Source organism: Porphyromonas sp. HMSC077F02 (assembly GCF_001815465.1).
Taxonomy (GTDB): Bacteria; Bacteroidota; Bacteroidia; order Bacteroidales; family Porphyromonadaceae; genus Porphyromonas_A; species Porphyromonas_A somerae.
The window spans coordinates 12,994-36,684 of record NZ_KV820637.1; the positions used below are offsets into that span (position 1 = coordinate 12,994).

20 protein-coding genes and 1 pseudogene are annotated in these 23,691 nt (G+C 48.2%); 8 read left to right on the forward strand and 13 right to left on the reverse strand.

All coding sequences use genetic code 11. From position 1 onward, the window contains the following. Window positions 1–9 precede the first annotated feature (9 nt). Window positions 10–900, reverse strand: a complete 891-nt coding sequence (locus HMPREF3027_RS02060; RefSeq protein ID WP_018028453.1) for a cell division protein FtsX — start codon at window positions 898–900, stop codon at window positions 10–12. Between the two features lie 521 nt (window positions 901–1,421). Here HMPREF3027_RS02060 and HMPREF3027_RS02065 point away from each other — a divergent pair. Beyond that, a complete protein-coding gene (locus tag HMPREF3027_RS02065) occupies window positions 1,422–1,622 on the forward strand; it encodes a hypothetical protein (RefSeq protein WP_070706644.1) in 201 nt (66 codons plus the stop codon). Window positions 1,623–1,722: 100 nt separating this feature from the next. Here HMPREF3027_RS02065 and HMPREF3027_RS02070 read toward each other — a convergent pair whose 3' ends face one another. The 3 genes and pseudogenes from HMPREF3027_RS02070 to HMPREF3027_RS02075 all read right to left on the reverse strand — a co-directional run bounded on the left by HMPREF3027_RS02070 (window position 1,723) and on the right by HMPREF3027_RS02075 (window position 5,485). Beyond that, window positions 1,723–3,738, reverse strand: coding sequence for an outer membrane beta-barrel family protein (locus HMPREF3027_RS02070; RefSeq protein ID WP_246830507.1), 2,016 nt, complete (start codon window positions 3,736–3,738; stop codon window positions 1,723–1,725). A gap of 6 nt (window positions 3,739–3,744) precedes the next feature. Further along, window positions 3,745–4,035: pseudogene (locus HMPREF3027_RS09830) on the reverse strand (carboxypeptidase-like regulatory domain-containing protein); the annotation flags it as partial. 298 nt (window positions 4,036–4,333) lie between these two features. Beyond that, window positions 4,334–5,485, reverse strand: coding sequence for a hypothetical protein (locus HMPREF3027_RS02075; RefSeq protein ID WP_070706648.1), 1,152 nt, complete (start codon window positions 5,483–5,485; stop codon window positions 4,334–4,336). Window positions 5,486–5,922: 437 nt separating this feature from the next. Between HMPREF3027_RS02075 and HMPREF3027_RS02080 the strand changes: the two genes are divergently transcribed. The 7 genes from HMPREF3027_RS02080 to HMPREF3027_RS02110 all read left to right on the forward strand — a co-directional run bounded on the left by HMPREF3027_RS02080 (window position 5,923) and on the right by HMPREF3027_RS02110 (window position 11,286). After that, window positions 5,923–6,846: a nucleotidyltransferase family protein gene (locus HMPREF3027_RS02080; protein ID WP_070706855.1), complete on the forward strand. Its 924-nt coding sequence runs from the start codon at window positions 5,923–5,925 to the stop codon at window positions 6,844–6,846. After that, entirely contained in the window at window positions 6,846–7,808 is a 963-nt protein-coding gene (locus tag HMPREF3027_RS02085) for a tRNA (adenosine(37)-N6)-dimethylallyltransferase (RefSeq protein ID WP_070706650.1), read from the forward strand. The genes HMPREF3027_RS02080 and HMPREF3027_RS02085 overlap by 1 nt, the downstream gene beginning before the upstream one ends. 74 nt (window positions 7,809–7,882) lie before the next feature. Then, on the forward strand, window positions 7,883–8,236 hold the full coding sequence (locus HMPREF3027_RS02090) for a S4 domain-containing protein (protein ID WP_018028458.1): 354 nt from the start codon (window positions 7,883–7,885) through the stop codon (window positions 8,234–8,236). Further along, entirely contained in the window at window positions 8,236–8,805 is a 570-nt protein-coding gene (locus tag HMPREF3027_RS02095) for a histidine phosphatase family protein (RefSeq protein WP_070706652.1), read from the forward strand. Before HMPREF3027_RS02090 ends, HMPREF3027_RS02095 begins: the two co-directional genes overlap by 1 nt. 9 nt (window positions 8,806–8,814) lie before the next feature. Next, window positions 8,815–9,783, forward strand: a complete 969-nt coding sequence (locus HMPREF3027_RS02100; protein ID WP_083317471.1) for a calcium/sodium antiporter — start codon at window positions 8,815–8,817, stop codon at window positions 9,781–9,783. Then, window positions 9,770–10,630: a metal ABC transporter solute-binding protein, Zn/Mn family gene (locus tag HMPREF3027_RS02105; RefSeq protein WP_070706654.1), complete on the forward strand. Its 861-nt coding sequence runs from the start codon at window positions 9,770–9,772 to the stop codon at window positions 10,628–10,630. Before HMPREF3027_RS02100 ends, HMPREF3027_RS02105 begins: the two co-directional genes overlap by 14 nt. Beyond that, window positions 10,630–11,286: a metal ABC transporter ATP-binding protein gene (locus tag HMPREF3027_RS02110; protein ID WP_070706656.1), complete on the forward strand. Its 657-nt coding sequence runs from the start codon at window positions 10,630–10,632 to the stop codon at window positions 11,284–11,286. The genes HMPREF3027_RS02105 and HMPREF3027_RS02110 overlap by 1 nt, the downstream gene beginning before the upstream one ends. A 235-nt stretch (window positions 11,287–11,521) precedes the next feature. On the opposite strand, the gene HMPREF3027_RS02115 is transcribed toward HMPREF3027_RS02110, so the two are convergent. From HMPREF3027_RS02115 to rodA, 9 genes are all read right to left on the reverse strand, one after another. Further along, window positions 11,522–13,345, reverse strand: coding sequence for a Na/Pi cotransporter family protein (locus tag HMPREF3027_RS02115; RefSeq protein ID WP_018028463.1), 1,824 nt, complete (start codon window positions 13,343–13,345; stop codon window positions 11,522–11,524). A gap of 106 nt (window positions 13,346–13,451) precedes the next feature. Beyond that, window positions 13,452–14,168: a DNA repair protein RecO C-terminal domain-containing protein gene (locus tag HMPREF3027_RS02120; protein WP_070706658.1), complete on the reverse strand. Its 717-nt coding sequence runs from the start codon at window positions 14,166–14,168 to the stop codon at window positions 13,452–13,454. Between the two features lie 15 nt (window positions 14,169–14,183). Then, a complete protein-coding gene (locus HMPREF3027_RS02125) occupies window positions 14,184–15,641 on the reverse strand; it encodes an aminoacyl-histidine dipeptidase (RefSeq protein ID WP_070706660.1) in 1,458 nt (485 codons plus the stop codon). Between the two features lie 462 nt (window positions 15,642–16,103). After that, entirely contained in the window at window positions 16,104–17,849 is a 1,746-nt protein-coding gene (locus tag HMPREF3027_RS02130) for an ABC transporter ATP-binding protein (protein ID WP_070706662.1), read from the reverse strand. Between the two features lie 21 nt (window positions 17,850–17,870). Continuing rightward, window positions 17,871–19,625 (reverse strand): ABC transporter ATP-binding protein, encoded by a 1,755-nt coding sequence (locus HMPREF3027_RS02135; protein WP_070706664.1) that lies wholly within the window; start codon window positions 19,623–19,625, stop codon window positions 17,871–17,873. A 27-nt stretch (window positions 19,626–19,652) separates the two neighbouring features. Beyond that, window positions 19,653–20,267 carry a TetR/AcrR family transcriptional regulator gene (locus tag HMPREF3027_RS02140; protein WP_070706666.1) on the reverse strand — a complete coding sequence of 205 codons (615 nt, stop codon included), beginning with the start codon at window positions 20,265–20,267 and terminating at the stop codon, window positions 19,653–19,655. A gap of 336 nt (window positions 20,268–20,603) precedes the next feature. Beyond that, the gene (locus tag HMPREF3027_RS02145; protein WP_070706668.1) at window positions 20,604–21,260 is read right to left on the reverse strand and encodes a GNAT family N-acetyltransferase; all 657 of its coding nucleotides are present in this window, start codon (window positions 21,258–21,260) and stop codon (window positions 20,604–20,606) included. Next, entirely contained in the window at window positions 21,247–22,158 is a 912-nt protein-coding gene (locus HMPREF3027_RS02150) for a DUF2156 domain-containing protein (protein WP_070706670.1), read from the reverse strand. Before HMPREF3027_RS02150 ends, HMPREF3027_RS02145 begins: the two co-directional genes overlap by 14 nt. 64 nt (window positions 22,159–22,222) lie before the next feature. After that, window positions 22,223–23,689, reverse strand: coding sequence for a rod shape-determining protein RodA (rodA, locus tag HMPREF3027_RS02155; RefSeq protein ID WP_070706672.1), 1,467 nt, complete (start codon window positions 23,687–23,689; stop codon window positions 22,223–22,225). Window positions 23,690–23,691 lie beyond the last annotated feature (2 nt).

Sequence of the window (23,691 nt, forward strand, 5' to 3'; positions counted from 1 at the left end):
ATCTATTCACTATGCTCTGTAGAGCTTGTTTACATCCATTCTTAGGTACCTACTTACCGCTGCAGTAGCTGAAAGCCAACTGATTACTACGCCTAGCACCAGCACCACTGCCAACACTATGAGCCCACTCTCCACGGTCAGTACTGACCTTAGGAGAGGATAATGATTTCGGACATAATACCAGCCCCAAGTGAGGAAGCCACCAGCTACGATGGCCGCCATCACACCACTCCAGATATTGTACCAGACAAAGGGGCGGCGGATAAAGCGTGAGGTGGCACCCACCAGCTTCATCGTGTAGATCAAAAACCTCCGTGAGTAGATCAAGAGCCGAATGGTGTTATTGATCAGCACCATAGAGATGAGTAGCAGTAACCCCGAAAGTAGCGCCATCACCAGCGTCAGCCCACGGATATTATCATTCAGCTTATCCACCAAGTCCTGCCGATACCCCAGTGATTGCGTCAGTCGATACTGCTCCAGTCGGCGCTCTACCAATTGTAGACTATCCGCCGAAGCTACATAAGCCTCACCAAGCGTGATCTCAAAGGTGGGTGAAAGGGGGTTCCAACCGAGGAACTGCTCTGGGTTCTCTCCCAGCTCCTTCGTGAGCTCCTCTAGTGCCTCCTCCTTTGAGTGCAGTACCACCTCTCGCACAAAGGGCTCTTTCCTCAGGTCCCGCTGCATCTGTGCCACCTCGTCGGGGTCGGCATCGGGCGTTAGAACTACGTTAAACGTTACCTGCTCCCGCACATAGCTACTCAAGCCACTGCCTACCAAACCAAGGAGTACCACCAGACCAAGCAAAAAGAGCACCATTGAGATACTGATGATGCTGATCACTCGCGAATGCCAAAAGCTACCAACCCTGCCAAGACCACCCCTTTTATCTCTACTCATAAAATATCTATCTACCTTACATTTATAGCCTCCACACCATAATATGCAAATCTACTAAATAATCACGACTGCACAATAAAATCACGACCGTGATGTTCAAGACAGAAGGTCCGACTCGTCTGACCTGTCCGACTTGTCCGATAAAGGTGCCTCCTCTCGAGGTACCTTCCTCCTAAATAAATAGCCCATAATTTCCTCTAGGTAGTAGAGCAAAAGTGGAGTTGCAACTAAGCAATCGGTTAGTTGCAACTCGTCATTTGCTTAGTTGCAACTAACCGATTGCTTAGTTGCAACTCGGCTGAGGCGTTTTTACTGCCCTGTATTTCAATGGGCTACAAAAGGTTGGATTTATTGCCTCCTGACAGCCCGCTTGAGCCTATGTTTCCCCGCTCCTTGCTGCCCAAAGAAAAGCCCTTGAAAGGCGGGTCAGTCAGCACTCCTATCGTACTGGACCTGACCTATCTTTCAAAGGCTATCTTTCTCCGACAAAGTCTCGGCACATTTGAAGCAAATGTGCGAGAATGGCACTTCGTGCAAACATTCTCAATAAGATTGGCACCTGCAAAATCAATCGTGGGCTACTCCAAGGGGTAGTGGATATTGAGGTAGCCCATTTGGTACGCGAGCAGAGTACCGCCTACGATGTGGCTTTTATTGATTGTAAAGGGGGCTACCCTTACCCATTCACTCCAGACCTTTTCGAGTCTCCTAACAGCGATTGATAAGATGACTAATCTTTTCCATTAATGACATCATCAACACATGGTATCTCTCTGATTTTGAAAACACATATGGAAAACAATTAATAAAATAGATGGGATGCTATTTAGCTGTATTTTCGGGGACAAGACCTGTCTCTCTACTTTGGTTACTTATCACAGCATTTTCATGTCTCTTGGATTTGCCCTTTTGAAAATAGTAGGTTAGTTTGACATAAAATAGGCTTCTAAAGTTATTCCACACAGTACTCTCCTCCATACTAAATTGAGGCAGAGCAGTGTAAGACCTAGTTGGGTTAGGATTATTAATCCACTCCAATGATAAAGAGAGTGTTTTGTGCTTCCACATAAGTGAGGCAAAATGACTGCTCCCAATATCTACTAAGAAATCGCCATTGACGTCTGTAAATGGAAAGTTGAAATAATAGCTAAGTTGAAAAGCTCTGTACGCAATCAAGGCACCAATACCACCACTATGTACCTGGTGATTTATCTTTTGATTTGGCGTCTCATATTTCTTTACTGCCAATTGATAATAGGGTTGTAACGTCAGGAAGTCGAAAAGACGAGCGCTTCCGCTAACAGACGCCCCATATATCATACTATTTTTCACCGCCTCATAGTTTCTCAGCACTCGGTCTCCGTCTGATGATATGATAGGCATAAATGGCTTGTGAGCATAGTCACAATTAAGAGAAGAGGAAATAAAGAAATTATTATCACTGGAATTCCAACGGAAGTCTAGGCTATTTCTTGAGGTGTAGTAGGGCTTAAGGTTTGAATTGCCTCTAAAGTAATATCCCTCATCTATTGATATAGGAGAATCGGCTAGGTATCCTAAACTAGGTAGAGTCGGTTGAATGTTTGTATTCAATCTTAGTGAACTTGATTTGCCGAGCTTGTAATTTAGTGTAACAGCTGGTCTCGGAATCACAAAGCGAAAAGTCTTATTCTCGCCGTTTTTTAATGCAGAATACTCTAGTCCAACTCCCAAATTATAACTCAGCATATCGTGTCTACCAGAATAGTCAGAATAGACATATAATTTATTGCTAGAGATGTTTTGTGGAGAGCTTTTGTCCCCTCCCACAGACTGCCTAAGCTGCTCATGGCTAAATAGTCCACCAAAGTTCCAAGCGTCGTTTTGATAGAGAACCTCTCCGATTAGTGAGTACACTTTATTGTGAGTCAGATTTTCATAAGTGTAATCGTAATCTTTATTCGCTCCCTCCATAACTCTGTTCAGACTATTGTTGGACTTTGAATTACTTATGGTATTCACAAAGTTGATGCCAATAAGTTTATTCTCTCCTAGAGGTTGGTGGTAATACAAATCGAATGCTAAGCTATTATAATTGCTCTTTAAGTCTCTCCCACTCTTCCCTATCAACTCTCTATTATTAAAGATCTTTGTCACGCTCTGTTCATATTTCTCGTGCCCTGGGCTCTGTCTATATTCAAGCTGAGATATAATGAAGGCATTATTGCTGAAATATCTTCTATACCTTATCTGCCCAATGTTGTAATACCCCTTATAGCTACCAGGGAGACCTTCATATGTATTGCTCGTTCCATCGCCATATTTATAGACATTATTCATGCGATTATCATTGAGAGCTCGGTAGTCACAAAATCCCCCAACTGTAAACTGATTATTCTCATCGGAGTAAGTGTAATTCAGCATATTGGTACCATACCCTGTTGTAAATGAATTTTTCGCATCAAGATAGAAATAGTGGCTCTTGCTTTTGCTCCTTCTTGTTTGAACCTCCAAGACAGCACCAATATTTTCGTGAGCAAAGCGAGCTGGAGGCTCGCTATAGTACACTAGCTTCTGTACATCTTTGGACGAAATCTGTTGCAGCTCTCTATAGGTAGCTCTCTTACCATTGATTAGGATGAGTATGGACTTATTATCAACGGTAATGAGCTGCTCATCCATAAAGTTTTTCTTGAATTGAGGTAAGCTGCTTATCGCATCTAAAGCATTATTCCCCACGCTGAGAGCTTCCGAGGTCAAGAGGATTTCATCTCTATTGCCAAAGCTATTAAGCACTTGAGCAGAGATGACCACCTCATTTAACAGTTTGGAGTCCATAGCTAGAGATATTGCTCCCATATCAATGCTATTTTGGACTACTATCAATGTGTCAACTTCTTTGAAGCCTATATACGAAAGCTGGAGATTATACTCCCCTCTATCTATAGGTTGGAGGAGAAACTTCCCATCACTATTAGAGGCAGTATGCTTTATGACCTCTCTGTTATTACCCTTTGTTAACTTGACAATAACAGAAGGCAACGGTTGTTGCTGCTCATCAACGCAAGTACCTGTAATATGATACTGCGCAAAGCTTAATATCGGAATAAATAATAATATAATAACTAGCTTAAATCTACTTTGAAGCGTGCTCATATCTTGAATTAACAAATGAATTTATCACGGCTAGATTACCCTTTAATATACTTCTAATGGGGTTAGCACTCCATTGGGCAAAAGAATGTATTTTATGCCATTAATGATGACAATCATTCCTTTTTTCTCCTTACTAGTGTTACAATTACGACCAGATACTAATGGTAGTTAAGTTGCAGTCAATATCTCTTTCATGTTTTTCAAAAAAAGTATTACGCCACAAAAGTAAGGAAATTATTTCGGATCTTACCTATCGAATCTAAACCCTTGATTCCGCACCTGCAAAATTAATCGTGAGTTACTCCACGGGGTAGTGGGTGTTGAGGTAGCTCATCTGGTAGGCGAGCAGAGTTGCACCTACGATGTGACTTTTATTGACCGTGAGGGGGGCTATCCTTACCCATTCACTCCAGACCTTTTCGAGTATTATTTTGTCATACCCCTGCTTTTGTCCGCCAGCGAGAAATTGGCTTCGCATCTTGGCAGATTCGTCGGTTAGCCCACGATATAATGCTAGCCGAAGTCTATCCGACTCCCCAGAAGAGAAGTTGGCAATCGCTTTTGCCAACTGCATTATCTGCTCTTGGTAGAGGGTGATGCCATAGGTCTCGCTGAGGTATGGCTCCATTACAGGGAGGAGGTAGTTGATCGGCTCCTTGCCTTGCTTTCGGGCGATATAGGTGGGGACGATCTCTTGCCCTTTGCTGTACAGGATGGCGATGGAGAGCATTAGGTCATTAAAGCTATCGGGCTTTATCTCTTTCCAAAGCTGTTGTAGGCGGGGCGCTTGGAGGAGGTAGCACCTCCCTCCACGCTCTTTGCCAATGGATTGGAGCGTATCGGGGTCGTCGGTGGGGATCGCCCCAAGTTGGATCTCCTTTCCTAACCGATGCTTTATTTGCTCCATGCGATCTTGGAGCCATGTGAGGTGGCTGAGTGTGAGCCATCCTATCCTTATCGCATCAGAATCATAAAGGAGGGTGTAGGGATGGTCCTCCTTACGCTGTGGCAAAGTACCTCTCTCGCTTACTTCTATGTCTATGCTCACCTTGGTTGGGGTGTCGGGATTGAGGAATCGCTCGAAGAGGAGCCCGTGCTTTAGGGGATCCACCCTCGTAATGCCTAGCAGATAAAGCAGTAGAGAGCTAGGTGCGGTGCCTCGGCCATTGCCGATTAGCACCCCTTGTTGCTTAGCTTTGACTATTTGCTCGTGGAGCATAGCAATTTGAGGGGTGATGCCCGCCTCCTCCACTGCTCTTAGCTCTAGTGCTAGCCGTTGTTGGATCTCGGTGGAGAGTGGTGCACAATACCGCTCCTCTGCTCCCTTGGTAGCTTGATAAAGGAGGTAATCCTTAGGGGTTTCAAAGCAGATAGTATTTGGGCGGGAAGATAAGCTGCTAGATATCTTCAGTTCTCGCTTCCTTTTTTGTCCGTTCGTTGATTTAATCATGGTTGTTTGAAATTAATAGTTATGATACTTCGGTTTGCGTCCTCTCTCTATATATATACGAATGAGAAAGAATATCAAATTTTCATCTTTACGACCCCGGCTGAGGGGTAGGACAACCTTATCTAGGTCTGACCCCTCAGCCGGGGTCAAGCAGGTGGAAAATATGCTCTAATACACAGGTCGTTCGGGGCTTTGCCCCTCCGACCTGTGCCTATTTAACACGGACCTCTGCCGAGGTCCTTTCTTATCAACTCTCTGCTATAAGCACATACGGTAAGATCTTTCTAATGCGTAACCCCTGTCATTTCGGTGGCTGTTAAGATATTTTTTGGTAGCTTTACAGCGTGGAATGGGCTTTGCCTTTTTCGGACTAGGGGAGGGGGTGACACATTAATATATAAGGAATACATATATAGGTCTCTATACAGATGAGTGAGATAAAACCAACATTGATGGTATTGGCGGCGGGTATGGGTAGCCGTTATGGGGGATTGAAGCAATTAGATGGCGTGGGTCCGTGTGGTGAGACCATTATGGACTTCTCTATCTATGATGCAGTGAGAGCCGGCTTTGGTCGGGTGGTCTTCGTGATTCGCCGGGACTTTGCCGATGAGTTTGAGGCAAAGGTGGCTAGCCGCTACCGCGATCAGTTTGAGGGTCGACTTGGCGTGGAGGTGGTCTTCCAAAGTGTGGAGGACCTGCCTGAGGGCTTTACTTGCCCTGAGGGTCGGACCAAACCTTGGGGTACCAATCATGCGGTGCTGATGGGCAAAGGGGTGATCAACGAGCCTTTTGGGGTGATCAATGCTGATGACTTCTATGGGGCGGAGAGCTTCCAGGTGCTGGGCGATGAACTGCGAGCAATGGCTGGCGGTCGCAACCGCTACTGTATGGTGGGCTATCGTGTGGGGAATACACTGAGCGAGAGCGGTACAGTAGCAAGAGGTGTTTGCGAAGTGGATCACGAAGGTTTGCTCACAGAAGTAGTGGAGCGGACAGCTATCGCACGTGATGAACAAGGGGAGATCGCCTTTCAGGATGAGGCGGGGCGCCGAGTGGTGCTAGAGGAGCAGACACCAGTCTCAATGAATATGTGGGGCTTTACCCCTGAGTACTTTGATTACTCCGAGGAGGCCTTTATCCACTTCTTGGAGGCCAACTTGCATAGCGAGAAGGGAGAGTATTATATCCCTACCGTGGTGAATGACCTCGTGAAGCGTGGAATAGCTAGCTGCAAGGTATTGGATACCTCGGCCACGTGGTTTGGAGTTACCTATGCGGCCGATCGGCCTGATGTGGTAGCCAAACTAGAGCAATTGACCAAGAAGGGGGTTTACCCTTCGCCTTTGCTTAAGAAGTGATGAAAGCTCTGCCTGAGGGGGTAGATATAGTGACAATTTATGGTCCTACTGCTTGTGGCAAAACAGCGGTAGCGTGTCAGTTGGCAGAGATGCTGGGTGGGGTGGTACTGAGTGCCGACTCGCGCCAGGTGTATCGTGGCATGGATATTGGCACGGGAAAGGATCTTGCGGAGTATCGCCTGGCAGATGGCTATGAGGTGCCGTATCGGCTGATTGATGTGGCAGAGGCGGGGGGGCGGTATGATCTGCACCGTTATCTACAGGACTTTGATAAGGCGTATGATGAGCTACCTAAGGAACAACCTAAGATCTTGTGCGGTGGCACGGGGCTCTATATCTCTGCCCTTTATGGTGGGTATCGACTCTCGGAGGTGCCACCCAATAAAGCACTTCGCGCGGAGCTGGAGCAGCTATCTGTGGAGGAGCTAAGGGCGCGATTAAAGACTTTGGGTGGTGCTGAGATGCTGGAGAGCGAGGAGCTAGATGGAGGGGAGGGGGTGAATCCTCGGAGACTGGTGCGTGCTATAGAGCTAAGGGAGGCAGGTGCTACTCTGCCGGCTTCGGATAGTAGCACCCGTAAGCCTCTGCGGGGTCCTATCTTTTGCCTTGACCCTAGTAGAGAGTTGCGGAGGGCGAGAATTTCAGCTCGGCTCGAGGCACGCCTTAAGTCGGGTCTAGTGGAGGAGGTGGAGGGGCTTTTGTCTCGGGTGCCTAAGGAGGTGCTCTTGGGCTATGGCTTGGAATACCGCTATGTGACGGAGTATCTGCTTGGTGAGCGAAATTGGGAGGAGATGCATAGGGGGCTGGAGCTGGCGATCCATCAATTTGCCAAACGACAGATGACCTGGGCTAGAGGGTTGGAGCGGAGAGGCTTTGAATTGATTTATCTCACCCCATCAGAGGAGCCTAGGGAGACAGCTGAGGCGATGGTTGCCTCTATTTTTGAAAAAGGGGGAGAATGAGATATAGGGAGTAGGGAGCTTTTTTTGTTTGAACTGTATTGATAAGTAGTCTTACGAGACAATTGTAGAAAAGTATGGAGGTACGCGTTAGTCGTATTATAAGCGAATACCACGAGTATACGCGAAAAGAGGCGGAGGACTTGATCCGTGAGGGACGTGTGAAGGTCAATGGTGCTTTGTCGGGAATAGGGGATAAAGCAGGAGCGGACGATGAGGTGTCGCTCGATGATGTGATGATCCCGCTAAAGGGGCTCTTCCGGAAGTTTGCAAGGGAGGCTGCTGAGCAGAGGACCGGGGAGCGGTATGGAAAGGGAATGCAGGATGATCCATCTTATCTCGACAACCCTAAGAGTAAGGAGCTACGTAAGGGGCGGAAAGACCATCGCAAGAAACGACGCGGAAAGAATTACGAGGGGGAGGAGTACTAGTGCTAAGGGTAGACTGGACGCGCCACACCTCGCTCAAGATATCGGGGGATACCTGCTATGGAGCGAGTGATATAGAGGTGGCGGAGACCTTTGAAGCTGAGGCGGCAGAGGTGCGGAAGCGACTCTCCGTGGAGCGCTATGATGCGGTGTTTACAAGTCCTTTATCAAGGGCTAGTAAGCTTTGTGAAGCGTGTGGCTTTGGAGCAGATGCGGTGGTGGAGCCCCGTGTGGCGGAGCGCAACTTTGGCGACTTTGAGCATCTGCGGTGGGAGGAGATCGATGAGCTGGCGAGAAAGTCTCCAGCTCTTCTCGACGAGGCAGGGCACTTGCTCCCTCCTAATGGCGAGAGTGTAGATGAGCTTTTGGCACGGGTGGCAGACTTTATTACTGAGTTGAGGTGTAGTGGGTACCGTCGTGTGCTGGTCTTTTGCCACGGTGGAGTGATTAATTCGGCTCGCTCCTTACAGGGTTTGCTTAGTCGTGAGCAATTGTTTATTGATGTGCCTCTCTACGGCTCGACTACTTCGCTGGAGTATGCAGCCCTAGATGAACGGGCGGTGAAAAATTGATGATAGATTATGTGGATTGAGATAGTTTTAGTGATCGTGGGGGTGGCTCTAATCGTGGCAGGGGCTAACTTTATGACGGATGGTGCGTCGGCAATAGCTAAGCGGCTACATATCCCCCAGATAATCATAGGGCTAACGATTGTGGCCTTCGGAACCTCGGCACCAGAGTTGGTGGTGAGTGTGATCGGAAGTATTGAGGGGAGCGGTGGAATCGCTGTGGGTAATGTGATCGGGAGTAATATCTTTAATGTGCTCTGTGTACTGGGGGCTTGTGCTTTGGTACACCCTGTGCCGGTGAAGTTGAATACGCTTCGCTTTGACCTTCCGATTGCACTTGTGGCCTCTATTTTGCTGATGTTGGTGCTCTCGGATATGCCACTAGATGGGATGCCCTCGCTGGTCTCTCGTTCGGAGGCTTTGACGTTGCTCCTCTTTGGCCTACTCTTCCTGCTTTATACCATTGTGGTGGGAAAACAGGGAGATGATGACTCGGAGACGGAGGAGGAGGAACGCAACATGCACTGGCTCTTGGCAGTGGTCTATCTCGTTGGCGGCTTGGCTGGACTGGTCTATGGGGGACAGCTCTTTGTGGGGAATGCTACTAAGATCGCTTCGTCGCTAGGGGTGAGTGAAACGTTGATAGGGCTTACACTGGTGGCGTGGGGAACGTCGTTCCCTGAGCTGGCGACTTCTGTGGTGGCTGCTATGAAGGGAAATACCGATATTGCTGTGGGGAATGTGATTGGAAGTAACCTATTTAATATCTTCTTTGTACTAGGAATTTCGGGGACGGTGCGGCCGTTGAGCAATCTGCAGTTTACTTCGCTAGATATTTGGATGCAGCTACTTGCCATGGTGATTGCATTGGGAGTGGCTCTCTTTTGGGGAAAGCGTGAGATTAAGCGTGCCGAGGGGGGGGTGATGCTTTTGGTTTTTATCCTTTATAATGTGTGGATTATCTTTAATGCGGTGGGCTAAGCATTGCTTTGGCTGGGGGCTTTGCGTGGTGATGCTCTCGATATTTACTGCCTGTAGCTCTGCCTCTCGGGTGGAGAAGCCTATTATATCTGTGAGTCTGCTTCCCGAGAAGTACTTTGTGGAGCGAATTGTTGGGGAGCTGGCGGAGGTGCATGTGGTGGTACCGCGAGGAAGTAACCCCGAGACGTACGACCCCTCTCCCCGGGATATCGCTATACTTCAAAGCTCGCTTGCCTACTTGGCTATTGGTACGTTGCCTTTTGAAGCTCAGTGGGTGGCGGTTTTGCCGAAGGATGTGGCCTATTTTGACCTCGCAAAGCAGTTGCCGAGAGAGCTCGTAGAGGGCGGCCACGAAGGGCATCAGCACGCCTTGGGCGACCCGCACTATTGGACGTCGCTCTCTGGTGGGGAAGCAATGGCGGAGACGATTTTGGCGGCGATGCTGGAGCTATTCCCAGAGCATCAGGAGGAGATCAAAGCCAATTATCAGGCGAATGTGGTGCCTGAATTGGAGGCTATTCGGCAATTGGGGAGAGGAATATCTAAAGGTGACAAGGACCTTGCTTTTGTGATCTATCACCCCTCTCTATCGCTCTTTGCTCGGGAGTGGGGGCTGACGCAATTGCCTATTGAGGAAGATGGGGAGGAGCCAACGCCTAGGCATCTGGTGGAGCTGATTGAGCGTGCAAGGAGCATGGATACAAGAGCGGTGCTAGTGCAGGCGGAGTTTGATACTAAAAATGCAACAGCCGTGGCGAAAGAACTAGGGCTAAAGGTGGTCTCTATTGACCCTTTGGCTGAGGATTGGGGGGCTGAGATGAGGCGGTTGATTGAGATCTTTAGATAATGGAAGCAAAACCAATCATCATAGCTGAAGATCTGGAGCTAGGGTATGGCAAGGAGCCTAGTCTGCTCTCGGGAGTCAATTTTAAGCTTTATCCGAATGAGTTTGTAGGGATTACCGGTCCGAATGGGGCGGGGAAGACAACTTTTATCCGTGCGTTGCTCGGACTGATAGCACCTAGGAATGGCTCTATTCGCTACTTCTCAAGAGAGGGGATGCCTCTGAAGGAGATAACTATTGGCTATATGCCACAGCAGAATCAGCTGGATAGGGAGTTTCCGATTAGTGTGGAGGAGGTGGTGCTGAGTGGCCTATTCGGAAGGAAAACGCTGAGGGCGACGAGTGAGATGCGAGCCCTTGCCAAGGAGGCACTGGAGTCGGTAGGAATGACAAAGTATGCTACTAGGGCAATAGGTCATCTCTCGGGCGGACAGCTACAGCGGGTGCTATTGGCACGAGCTTTTGTAAGTCGGCCGATGCTTTTGGTGCTGGATGAGCCTTCGACCTATGTAGATAGAGATTTTGAAACCTCTATGCTTTCACTCTTGCCACAGCTACAAAAGGAATCAGCCATAGTCATGGTATCGCACAATGAGGTGCATCTCCGAGCTTTAGCCTCTCGTATCTATCATATCGACCACTCTTTTACCGTTGAGTAGAGACTGTTGCACGAAGGCGATCTGCTGCGTTGCTTTCGGAATTCGGCCTCGGTCACGTACGTGAGTACGCTCCCTTCAGCCTCATCCTTTTGTGTGTGCCTGGTGCCCTACGTGCACCTTGCCCTCAGCGTCTGGCATCTCATCCTTCGTGCAACATTCTGGAGTGAAAATAGAAAACTCTCCCAAAGTAGCTGGTGCTACCGTGGGAGAGTTTCGTTTTTACAAAAAGAGTTCGTTATTTCACTTGTCTTACGTAGGCCTCAACTACATTGACGGCATAGTCGCCTAGGCGTTCATACTCATCGATGATATCAAGGTAGTATACTGAGTCTTGGTAAGGGTATACGTTATTATTGAGGTCCTTGAGGTTTTCTGCCACTAGGAACTTGTACTTGATATTGAGTGCCTTCTCGAGGTCGTGAGAGTGGAGTATCATATTTTGTGTACGCTCATCGCTCTCTAGTACTTCTACTGTAAACTGCATGATGTTCTCAAGCATATCGTGCATCTCGGTGAGGTGTGCTGAGAGTGTAGGATTAGTGGCACGGCCATCTTCAAACTTGCGGCGTAGGATGCGTGCTATATTGAAGCAAGCATCGCCCATGCTCTCTATCTCGCTAGAGATTCTAAGGTAGCTCTGTACATTTCTACGTGATTCTGCACTCAGGTCGCCACTGGATAGCTCTGTGAGGTATTGTACAATCTCTATCTCTACTCTATCGCAGATACGCTCGTACTTCTCAATACGTGTGAAGCTCTCTTCAAAAGCTACTTCATCCTCCATATTGCTCAATTCGCGTACCATGCCGAGCATCTTCTGAGTCTTTTTGCTGTAGTTGACAATCTCCTTATTGACCTGTAGCAATGATAGCTCACTGGTGGAGAGCATACGAGTGGAGAGGTACTGTAGGTGTGGGTACTCCTTCTTATCGGAGATGGTCTTGGCTGGCTTGATAATGGTCTTGCACGCTTTTACAATTAAGGGGACAAACCAAATCATTACAAAGGTATTGATGAGGTTGAACATGGTGTGAAACAACGCAAGTCCCATACTTATCGCTCCTGCCATACCTATGACGGTGCCTTGTATTCGACTCATCTCAACGTCGTAGATAGGTGCACCACTAGTGATGAGTGCAACATCGCCTGGCTCGTAGCGGGCATTGAGGTCGGCAATAATAGGGAAAAGCTCCCGAGGATCGTAGCCACTCGAACGTGCCACCATCCCTGAAACGAGGTCGACCGCTGGGAAAAAGAGGAAGAGGACCCAAACCACACCCAGCACGTTGAATAGGGTGTGTGAAACAGCAGCTCGCTTGGCATTGACACTGGCATTAAGTGCTGCAAGATTGGCGGTGATAGTGGTACCAATGTTTTCACCTAGAATCATCGCTGCTCCCATGGAGAAGGGTATCCATCCTTGGCTACACATCACCAGGGTGATGGCTACTGTAGCACTTGAGCTTTGTACCAAGAAGGTGAGGATGGTACCAATCAGTAAGAAGAGCAGTACCGAGCCAAAGCCCATATTGGTATATTTCTGCAAGAAGGCTAGTGCCTCGGGGTTATTCTGAAGGTCGGGCATTGAATCCTTTAGGAATTGCAGCCCTAGGAATAGGAGAGCAAAGCCGAGGATAAAGTCGCCCCACGAATTGTAATTTTGCTTCTTCGAAAAGATAAATGGAATAGATAGTGCAATCAATGGGACTGCAAAGGCACTGATATCTACCTTAAAGCCAAGAAGGGAGATGACCCATGCAGTGACGGTAGTACCGATATTGGCACCCATAATCACGCTAACAGCCTGTGCCAAGTCAAGTAATGATGCATTGACGAAGCTGACTACCATCAAGGTGGTAGCAGAGGAGGACTGTACAAGTGCTGTGATTAAAATACCTGTAAATACACCGAAGATGCGGTTGGAGGTCATCGCTGAGAGGATACTCTTCATGCGGTCTCCTGCTACCTTTTGTAGCCCCTCGCTCATGATCTTCATACCGTAGAGGAAGAGCCCGAGAGAACCTATTAGGTAGATAAAATCTAGTATTCCGTAATCCATTTCTTAATTATGTCGGATAGCTTAATAAAATATTTGCTTTGCAAACTTACTCAATTCGGTCTATAGCTCCAAAATTAACCTAATGATATTTGCCACACTCCCTGTCTTAAAATAGCTGACTCAGTATTTCTGGCGATTTTAAGTTGCCAAGGTCGGGGAAGTGATAGCCTAGAAAATCGAGAAGTAACTTAAGGAGAAGGTTGCGCTCCTGCCCTGAGAGGGGAAGCTCTTCTGGTGCTGGTGAACTAATGAATTGGTAGAGTAGGGAGGAGGCATAGGCCTTGCCTTGTTCTTCTGGGCTCCAGGAGGGGCGGAAGGTGCCTTCGGAGAAGTCGAGTACGCTACTAGGCCTATAGGTCTCACTTTGTGGCAAGATACCGAGATGGTGGAGTAGCCCTGTCATCAGTCGAAGATGAAAGGAACTAATCCCTTTATCGCTAAGGTGCTCTAGCCCTTTTATCTCCTCTCTCAAGTAGCGGTACAAAGCTCTATCGGCACCACTCGAGCGAAGTAGTCGGGTGAGTAGCTCTACTGTAAAGAGGGCTACTGCATTGGCCACAGGCTCAATGGATGGTCGGATAGGTCGGTGAAGTAGCACTTGTTCTCTCGGTAGCTGAATCCCACGATTGGGCAGATAGTCGAGAGTTACCTTTAGAATTGAGAGAGGAATAAAAAAGGCATTCGCTTGACCTCTTCTACGAGAGGCCGAGCGAATGCACTTAAAGGAGAGTGCACCGAAGCACTCACTATAGGTGGACACGATACTGGCATTGTCGGAGTAACGTACTGCACCGAGTACGATTAGCTCTGTCTCTGTCAGCATCGCCCTCTATCTGAATTATAGCTCTTTGAGCGTGCGGATAAGTAGCTCCCAGGTCTTCTCCACAGTGGCGATGTTTACACGCTCATCAGGAGAGTGGGGCGACTTGATAGTAGGCCCAAAGCTGATCATCTGAGTCTTAGGCATCACCCCTTGGATGATTCCGCACTCTAGCCCAGCATGCATCACCTTTACAGGTGGCTCAGTGCCATTGATATCCTTGAATACCTTCTTCATCACCTCAAGTACGTGAGAGTGGGCATCGGGTTGCCACCCATTGTAAGGAGCCGCAAACTCTACCTCCGCACCGATGAGTGAGAAGGCACTCTCAATGCTCGAAGCTACCATCTCCTTACGGCTCTCGCTTGAACTACGGGTAAGGAAGGTAACGGCTAGCTTGCCACCTCCCAATTGGATAGCTGCAAGGTTGCTAGAGGCCTCTACGGTATCTGGGAACTCGGAAAGATAGGTGATCGCACCATTCTGCACTGCCTCTACCGCTTGAATCACATTATCAGCAATCTCTTGGGGTACAATGTGTGCAGGGGTTTCGTTAAGGCGCTCTACACTCATCTTGATGCCTTCCTCGATGCCCTTATACTCCTTGATGTAAAGTGCTTCAAACTCCTTAACCATCTCCTCTAGCTCACTAAGCTCCTCCTCGGGAAGCGTTACGACTACCCACGCCTCACGAGGGATGGCATTACGCAGTGAGCCACCTTGGAGCTCAGCTATAGAGAGGTCTAGTCTTTCAATGGCCTTCTTGAGGAAGCGAGCGATCATCTTATTGGCATTTCCTCTGCCGAGGGCGATGTCCATACCTGAGTGCCCACCTTTCAATCCATTAAGGGTTACCTTGGCTGCAATATCCCCTTCTGGGATAGGTTGGTCATCTTTGTACTCTAGTGAAACGTTGATATCCACACCCCCAGCACAACCTACATAGAGCTCATCAACCACTTCGGAGTCAAGGTTGAGCATAATATCAGCTTTTGAGAAGCCCTCTTTCAGACCGAAAGCTCCTACCATCCCTACCTCTTCATCAATGGTAAATAGAGCCTCAATCGGACCGTGCTCTAGTGTATCGTCGGCCATTACAGCAAGACCCATAGCCACGCCAATGCCATTATCGGCACCTAGTGTGGTCTCATTAGCACGTACCCACTCGCCATCAATACGAGGCTGTATAGGGTCTTTCTCAAAGTCATGCTGTATATGATTATTCTTTTGTGGCACCATGTCTAGGTGTCCCTGCATTGCTACTATGGGCCGATCCTCATACCCCTTAGTTGCAGGCTTGCGGATCAGTACATTGCCCACCTCATCGGTGTGTGTCTCTAGTCCTAGTTCACGTCCGATCCCAGCTACATACTTAGCCACTTCGGCGGTATGGCCTGTGGGGCGTGGTATTTGTGTGAGTCCATAAAAGTACTTCCACACGAGCTGTGGTTTTAAGTTTAAGATTTCATTTGCCATGGTCTTGGTCTTATTATTGGTTTAGTTTATAGTTAGCTTTTGGCAAGATACCAAAAGCTAACTAAATAATCAAGACTTTTCCCCATGGATTTTAGGGGTTACGTATGAGAAAGGTCTGTGTGCATAATGACGTAATAACACCCTTGCGACCCAGCTGAAGTGTGGCAACTTCTAAGGCGTAATCTCAAGACATTAGTTTCGGTGCAGTGACACTGGAGTTGCATTGCATCGAAACTCCAGTGTCATTGCATTGAAACTCCAGAGATGAGAATATTGCACGAGGAAGAAGAGGCAAGGGATTCAATGACGGGCAAGGTTTACGTAGGGCATTAAGACCCTCGCCAGGGCGAAGGAAGCTTACTTGAGTAAGAGACCAGACCCAAATTCTGAAAGCAACTTTGCCTTACTTCCCTTAGATACTAACGAAAGCCTAGGTTTCACAGATCGTCTTCGTGCAACAGCCTATTTTGATGAAATATTTGTCGAAGTAGTATCTTGTTGCAGTCTTACCATTTGTGCAAAAGTTCCATTGTGTATCATCAGCTCGTTGGGTGTGCCCTGCTCTACAACTGTTCCACCAGAGAGTACTACTATGTGGTCGGCACCTAGCACGGTGCGCATGCGGTGTGCAATGATGATGACGGTCTTGTTGCGTACCAGTTCGGAGATACCAGCCTGAATCTTTGTCTCGTTCTCAGCATCGAGGCTGGCGGTTGCTTCGTCCAAGAGTACCACAGGAGCATCTTTTAAGAGCGCCCGGGCTATGGAGATACGCTGCCGCTCCCCACCCGAAAGGGTTTCCCCATTTTCGCCTATCACTGTATCGTAGCCTTTTGGCATACGACTGATGAAGTCTTCACACTGTGCCAATCGTGCCACATGCCTTACTTCCTCATCAGTGGCGTCGTGCTTTCCTATGCGTATGTTGTCGGCAATGGTGGCGTTGAAGAGCACCACATCTTGAAAGACTACGGCATAGTTTTTGAGCAACGTCTCTGGCTCTATGCTGGCGATGTCGTGTCCGCCCAGTGTTATCTTCCCACTATTGATGTCCCAAAAGCGTGCGGCGAGCTTGGTGGCGGTGCTCTTGCCACCACCTGAAGGACCGACAAGTGCCGTTATCTCGCCCTGTCGGGCAGTGAATGAAACATCGTGTAGCACCTGCTTATCTGTTTCGTAGGAAAAGCTGACGTTGTGGAACTCTATGTCATAGTTCGAAACTTCCACCTCCGTATCGCCCGTCTGTATGGGCATTGCCTCCATCTCTTTCATTCGCTTGATGCGTACATCGAGAAAAGTTAGAACGGCGAGGTTACTGCATACTTCAAGGATAGGGTTGTAAACCATTGCCGAAACAAGGAGGAACGCCAAATAGGCGAACACCGACACATCACCATGCTGAAGCATCCATGCGCCTACCACGATGACGGTAGGCATACCCAGTTTAAGCAATACAGCAGAGATGTTGAGAAATAAGCCTGGCACGAGTTCACCGGCAACAAGTCCTTTTTCCAATGCTTTTAATCGCCGGTCGAACCGCCGGTTGTATTCGTCCTCGCCATTGTACGATTTGATTTCCTGCACACACTCCAGTCCTTCCTGTATCTGTTCGCTGACGCCACGCTTGATGTGGTAGACACGTGTAAAAGCCCTGTCCATTCGACTCCGTGAAACCAATAGCACCACCAAGGCAAAAGGTACTACCCAAAACAGAGCAAGGGCGAGTCGCCAGTCGTAACAGAACATTCCTACTGCGATAATGACGGTGCTCACCATAGAAGCAAATAGTTGGGGAATGGCGTGCGAGAACGTCGTTTCCAATTGTGTGCAGTCTTCCATAATGGTGGCAGTGAGGTCGGAGAGATTTCGCTCACCAAAGAAAGCGAGAGGTAAACGGCGTAACTTCTCGGCTAAGGAGATACGGCGTTGCGCACTCTCATTATATACTGTGGTATAGGTGCTGTCGTACTGCCAGCGCATCACGAGGAACATCACGATCATCAGACCTGCTGCCACGAGGAGATAAAACCACAACGTATGAGGAGCATTCATTTGCATATTATCGAGATACTCCATTAGGAAGAAAAATAAATAGGTGGGTGGCAGCATCAGCACAAGATTGAGCAGTGTTGAGGAGACGATGCCTTGGCGCAAGTCTTTTGCCCCTTTTTCCGTAAGAGCGAAACGTTTTTGAAAATATTTAATCATGGCTTGGTGACGTTTGATTGATTATAGTTTCCACGAAACGGACTGTTGATATTCATTCCACATGCGGTGGTAGCACTTTTCCTTACTCAATAGTTCCTCGTGCGTTCCCTGCTCGACAATCTCACCATCGTTCACAACTACGATGCTGTCGGCATCCTGCACAGTGGTAAGTCTATGGGCTATCATCAGCACGGTTTTACCTTGGGTGAGATGTGCCAGTGCCTTACGGATAAGCTGTTCATTTTCGGGGTCGGCAAAGGCGGTCGCCTCATCAAGCACCACGATAGGAGCATCTTTCAGAATGGCACGAGCAAGAACAATACGCTGCTGCTCACCTCCCGAAAGATAAGTCCCTTCGGCACCGATAACGGTATCCAACCCTTGTGGCAGACGATCAATAATCTCTCGGCTTTGCGAGAGGTCTATGGCACGGTTGATCTGATCGGTCGTTGCATCAGGATTGCCGTAACGTAGGTTTTCGATGAGCGAAGTTTTGAACAGACGGGTGTTCTGGAAGACGAAGGACACGTTGCGCATCAGTTCGTCCTTACACATATCTCTCACGTCTATACCTCCTATAGTAACGCTACCATGACATACATCCCAAAAGCGGGGTATCAATCTTGCTATGGTGGTCTTTCCACTACCCGATGCTCCTACAAGTGCAATCGTCTTTCCTTCTGGAATAGTAAGGTTGATATGACTCACTGCATCTTTCTCCGCTCCCTCATATCGAAACGAAACATCGTCAAAACGAATATCATACCCTTCTGCCCGCTTAGGGTCGTCCTGCTGCGAGAGCGGTGCGATATGAGTGAGCTGCTCCAGTCGTTCCACAGCCTCATTTGCCAAGAAAAGGTCCTGGCTGAGATACATGGCTTTCATCACGTTGGCAGCAATAAGCGGTGCAATCACCACATAAAGTATCACGTTGGCGATAATGGTGGTTGTATCTCCCCCGTGTCCTATCAGGATAATAGCAGTAGGAACGAGGACGAAAGCAAAGGCATTGATAGCAAGTATGTAAAAGGACATTGGCGTGCGCCACACAAGCGTACACTTGATGACAAGATCGCGGTAGCTGATAATGCTGTCGTAGAAACGTTTGAACGAGAAGACCGTCTGCTGAAACACCTTAACCACGGGAATGCCTCTGACATATTCCACGGCCTCTGCCCCCATCTTCTCCTGTGCATCAAGGTAGAGCCTTTGAAATTGGTTGTTCTTTGGGTTCATCATATACCCCATAATGCCTATAGCACCAACGAGAGGTATCATTGCAGCCACTCCCAACTGCCAATCCACAGTGAATAGCAGTACGATAACCCCTATCGGAGCAACGACACAACTCGCCACATCAGGTAGCAGGTGTGCCACGAAAGTATGGGTCTGTCCTGAATCCTCATCAATAATTTTGCGCATACGCCCCGTATTTTGTCCATCGAAATAGCCCAATGGTGCACGCATCAGCCGTTGCATCGCTTTGCGCCTCATGTTGGTTTCGATACGGAATGCCACAAGATGAGAAAGCATCAGTGCCAAAAAGTAGAGCAACACGTTCGCCACCGATATGATAAAAGCCCATAGGGCATAGTCTATAAGGGGTGTGTCTGAGAGGTTGCCTTTGGCTGTTAGTAGTGTGCGTACCACGAGCCACAAAAGTACGAATGGGACAAGCGACAGCAGTCCGTTGACGGACGACAGTGCTACGGAGCATGGCAGCAAGTATTTGCGCCCTCCCATGTAAGCTCCTAAACGATTGAGAGTCTTAATCATATATTATTGTCTTTTAGAAATTAGTCGTTATGGTTTCAGCAATGCTTTCCATCCTGCCATACTAAAGTCCATGTACTGCTCCAGGGCAACTTTGATATCCTCGCCGCTGTAATCTTCATGTTCTACAAGTTCGCAGAAAACGGTTATCCATGTAGAGCAAGTGATGCGAATCCAGAATGGCGAAATGTCGGCGTTGAGATGTGGATAGCGTTCTTTCATCAGTCGTATGTATTCCAAACCCACTTTCATCTGCCTGTCCACCATCTTCTCTTTGTATCCTTGTAGCGACGTACCCTCAGCATCGAATAGTAGCAGTCGAAGCTCTGGTCGGAAGTCTTTGATGATGGCGAGCAGGGCAAAGATGTAATCTATTTGGTATTGTCGCATGCTGAATACGTCTATCGACAGGAACTTCTCGTCATTGTGCGACAGAATGTGTTTGTTTAACGCCTTGGTGAGAGGCCGTAGTACTTCGCAAAATAGTTCGTCCTTGCTACTGAAGTAATTGTAAAGACTTCCTACGGAAATACCTGACTTGCGAGCCACCGTGCGTATGGAAGTGCTACGTACGCCATGTGCGATAAACTCTGCACGGGCGGTTGCGATGATGCGTTGCCGAATGTCATCTTTCAGTGTTTGCATGATTAGGGTAAAGCGTCAATAGTGAACGTTGTTCTATTTTGTTCATAAAAAAAACGCACTGTTCTTTTCGTGAACAGTGCGCTTGGATAGTTGAGGAATGTCTATCCAAATATATTATAGGGTACTTTCGTTTTATCATACACTTGTAATTATTTATTGCAAAGGTACAAGGGGTAGCCAAGTCTCGCAATACCTAAAAGTAAGTATTTTGCGGTGAGCGGCTGGCATACGTTAGAAAGGTCTTTCTGAGTGGTGTTCATCGGAATGTCTATGGTAAGGACCTCCCGCGAGGGGAGGTCATTCACGGTAAGCCCTTTCTAATTCGTGCTCTCCTTCTTAGGTCAGTGGTAGTAAGAGGAATGTAGGGGGTGTTTGGGGCAGTCCCTCGGCGAGCGGATAGCTCATCCAGCCCAGCACTGGGGGCTCAAGTCGCTGCCACTCTTGTAGCTTTTTAGCTTCAAACTTTGCTTGGCTAATGGTCTGTCGCTCCATTTTCCTCACCGCTTCAAGGTACTCCTTGGCCGCCTCTCCAGGGTAGATGAGCGGAGCAGCATCGCGTGGTATCTTGGCATAAACGTCGGTCGCTTCCCACTTAAATCCTAACCGCTTGTAGTAGTCAATGAGCCAAATCTCGGCAGGAACTAGAAAAGCCATGGCATACCCTTCCGCTGCTAGCTCCTCGAGTATCTCTTTGATAAAATGCTTCATCACCCCTTTGCCTTGCTCTGCTTTTGCCGTGCAGACACTATAGAGGTAGGCAGCACGAAGAGGTGCTTTCCCATCTCCAGTGCGGTAGAGATACTCTACCACCTGCGTGAAAGCGATGATATCCCCTCGGTCATTGCCAAGTATTTTAGTCGTTTTAGGCGAAGGGAGATGCTCTAGCTGCAGAAGGTAATAGTCGTGATATTGAGGGCCAAAGCACTCGGCAAGTAACTGTAGTATTTGTTGATTGAGCCGATTGTCTGAGCTGCTATACTCAATCCTCTTCATACGAAATAGCCACCTTGTGCTTCTCCAATATCTTCATGGGTTGGTAGGATAGCTTTGCTTTCCGCAGTCCCTCCAACCCTAGATCCTCCTCTCTATTGATGCGAACATACTGCTCTGGGAGGTGGCTTACAAACTCTTGATTGATAATGGTAAAGGAGCCATCATAGTCGGTATCGGCCTTTTCGATATGCACTCCAAAGCAGGCGTGGCTAATCGGCATCCCTAGGGTAAACGCCACTACCTTGCCCTCCACTCTGATACAGCCGCCGCGGAGCCCTATCTCCTTCCACTCCTTGAGCGCCTTCATCACCATTTTCCGCTCGTCTGCCATCCCTGGTGTAGTCTCAGTATCAGCATACCAACGGTTCTCCAGAGCGATGCACTCATTGGCATTCTCATCGGAGATTGGCTCGTAGGTATAGTCGGGATACTTACGCTTGAACCGATTGATATGATTGCGCTTACTCTGTAGCTTTTTCCCAGAGAGGGTCTCTAGCTTCTCACGGTCGTAGAGATAATCGGCATTGTCTCTATTGCTAAAGATTTTGAGAGAGGTTGGCTGGGTCTGCTCTAGTAGTTCAATAGCGGAGTCCTGCACCGACATTAGAATGAGCGGGTGCCCCTCCATCTTGCTTGTATGCTCCATATCCTTCAGGACCTCCACTAGGTTCCCCTTGCCAATAGGCATCAGATAAGCTTGGTTGCCAGTATCGAAGCTTCTAAAGCGTATCAGCATCATCTCTTTGTGAAAAGCCACAGAGGTGAGGTAGAGAAAGCCCCAATTGTATAGGTTTCCAAAAGAGTAGTCGCAGTTACAGTAGGGATTATCCTCTAGGTAAGCCAGTATCTGATCCCTATCTTCCAATCCTACTCTATGAAACTCTATTAAGTCTGCCATGGTTACTTTGTATCCTTTTATATAATGTTCTAACACCTAATTCGCAAAGATACCAAATATAAAGTTAGTCGGTACGTCGTTGGTCGAGCCGAAGGAGTATAAAGAGGAGAATTGTGAAGCTTAATAGGGAGGAACCCCCATAGCTAAAGAAGGGTAAAGGAATACCAATTACTGGTATCAGTCCGATCACCATACCAATATTGATGGTGAGGTGAAAGAAGATAATACTTGCTACACTGTACCCATAGGTGCGAACGTAGGGGTCTACCTGACGCTCCGAAATGTAGATGAGGCGCAGTAGAAGTGCGGTGAAAAGCCCCAATAGCACTAAGCTCCCAATAAAACCAAACTCCTCCCCTATCGTGCAAAAGATAAAGTCGGTATCTTGCTCCGGCACAAAGGAGAGCTTGGTCTGAGTCCCCTGTAGATACCCTTTGCCAGTGGCACCACCCGAACCAATCGCTATAAGACTTTGGCGGACGTTGTACCCCGCACCCGAAGGATCGTCCTTCATGCCAAGGGAGACCAGGATACGCGTCTGCTGGTGTGGCTGAAGTATTTTGTCAAAGAAATAGTCGACGCCCGAGGTGAGTCCTAAGCTCAGAACTGCCACAAGGGCGGCGAGCCAAAGGTGCTTCCCCTTGTGCTGAAAGCTCTGCACTAGTGTGAAGACTAGCAACACTCCTAGAGCAACCAATGCAAAAAGGGCATAGTCTACAGGTCTGAAAAAACTGATAATAAAGGCCAATAGCATAGCCGCTGGAAGTGGAGCCAAGGTGGGAAGCCACAGCCGATAGGGGAGCTTGCAATAGCCTATTGTGGTGATAAGCACTGCAATGTAGATGACTATTGAAAGGAGTAGAAGACTTGCATTGGTCGCCCCCCACACCACACCATTGTACCTTAGGGTCAGTACAAAGAGGGTGACTAGTAGAATGCCAAAAAACGGCACCGCACTAGTGAGCCCCTCCCTATAGAGCACAATCACAAAGGCGAGGAAGACCAGTGCCGAACCGGTTTCACTCTGAAGGATAATGATGAGTATCGGCAGTATGAATATAAATAGAGCCACCACCAACTCTCGGGGTTTGGAGATATTAAATTCATACCGCGAGGTCCACCATGCCAGCATCATCGCCGTTGTCACCTTGGCAAATTCGGCCGGCTGTATCCGTATTGAATCTGTGATCACTAGCCAGGAGTGAGAGCCTTTGATATTGGGGGCTAAGAAAATGGTCGCCACCAATATCAGCAGGGTAATTGCGTAGAGAAATGGGGCCGACATCCTCAGAAGGCGACGGTCCATTAAGAGGATAGCCAAGCCCGTGGCAAAGCTCACGCCCATCCAGATGAGTTGTGACTGCGTGCGGCCCGAGATGGTGATTTCCCTAATCGTCTGTTCGGGATCAAAGCCAGCTGCATAGATCGTAAACCACCCCGCTGCCACCATCACTAGGTAGAGAGCAATGGTGATGAGGTCAACCCCCTTGAGTGGTTTCGGACTGGTATGTCGATGATTATTGATTCCCATAC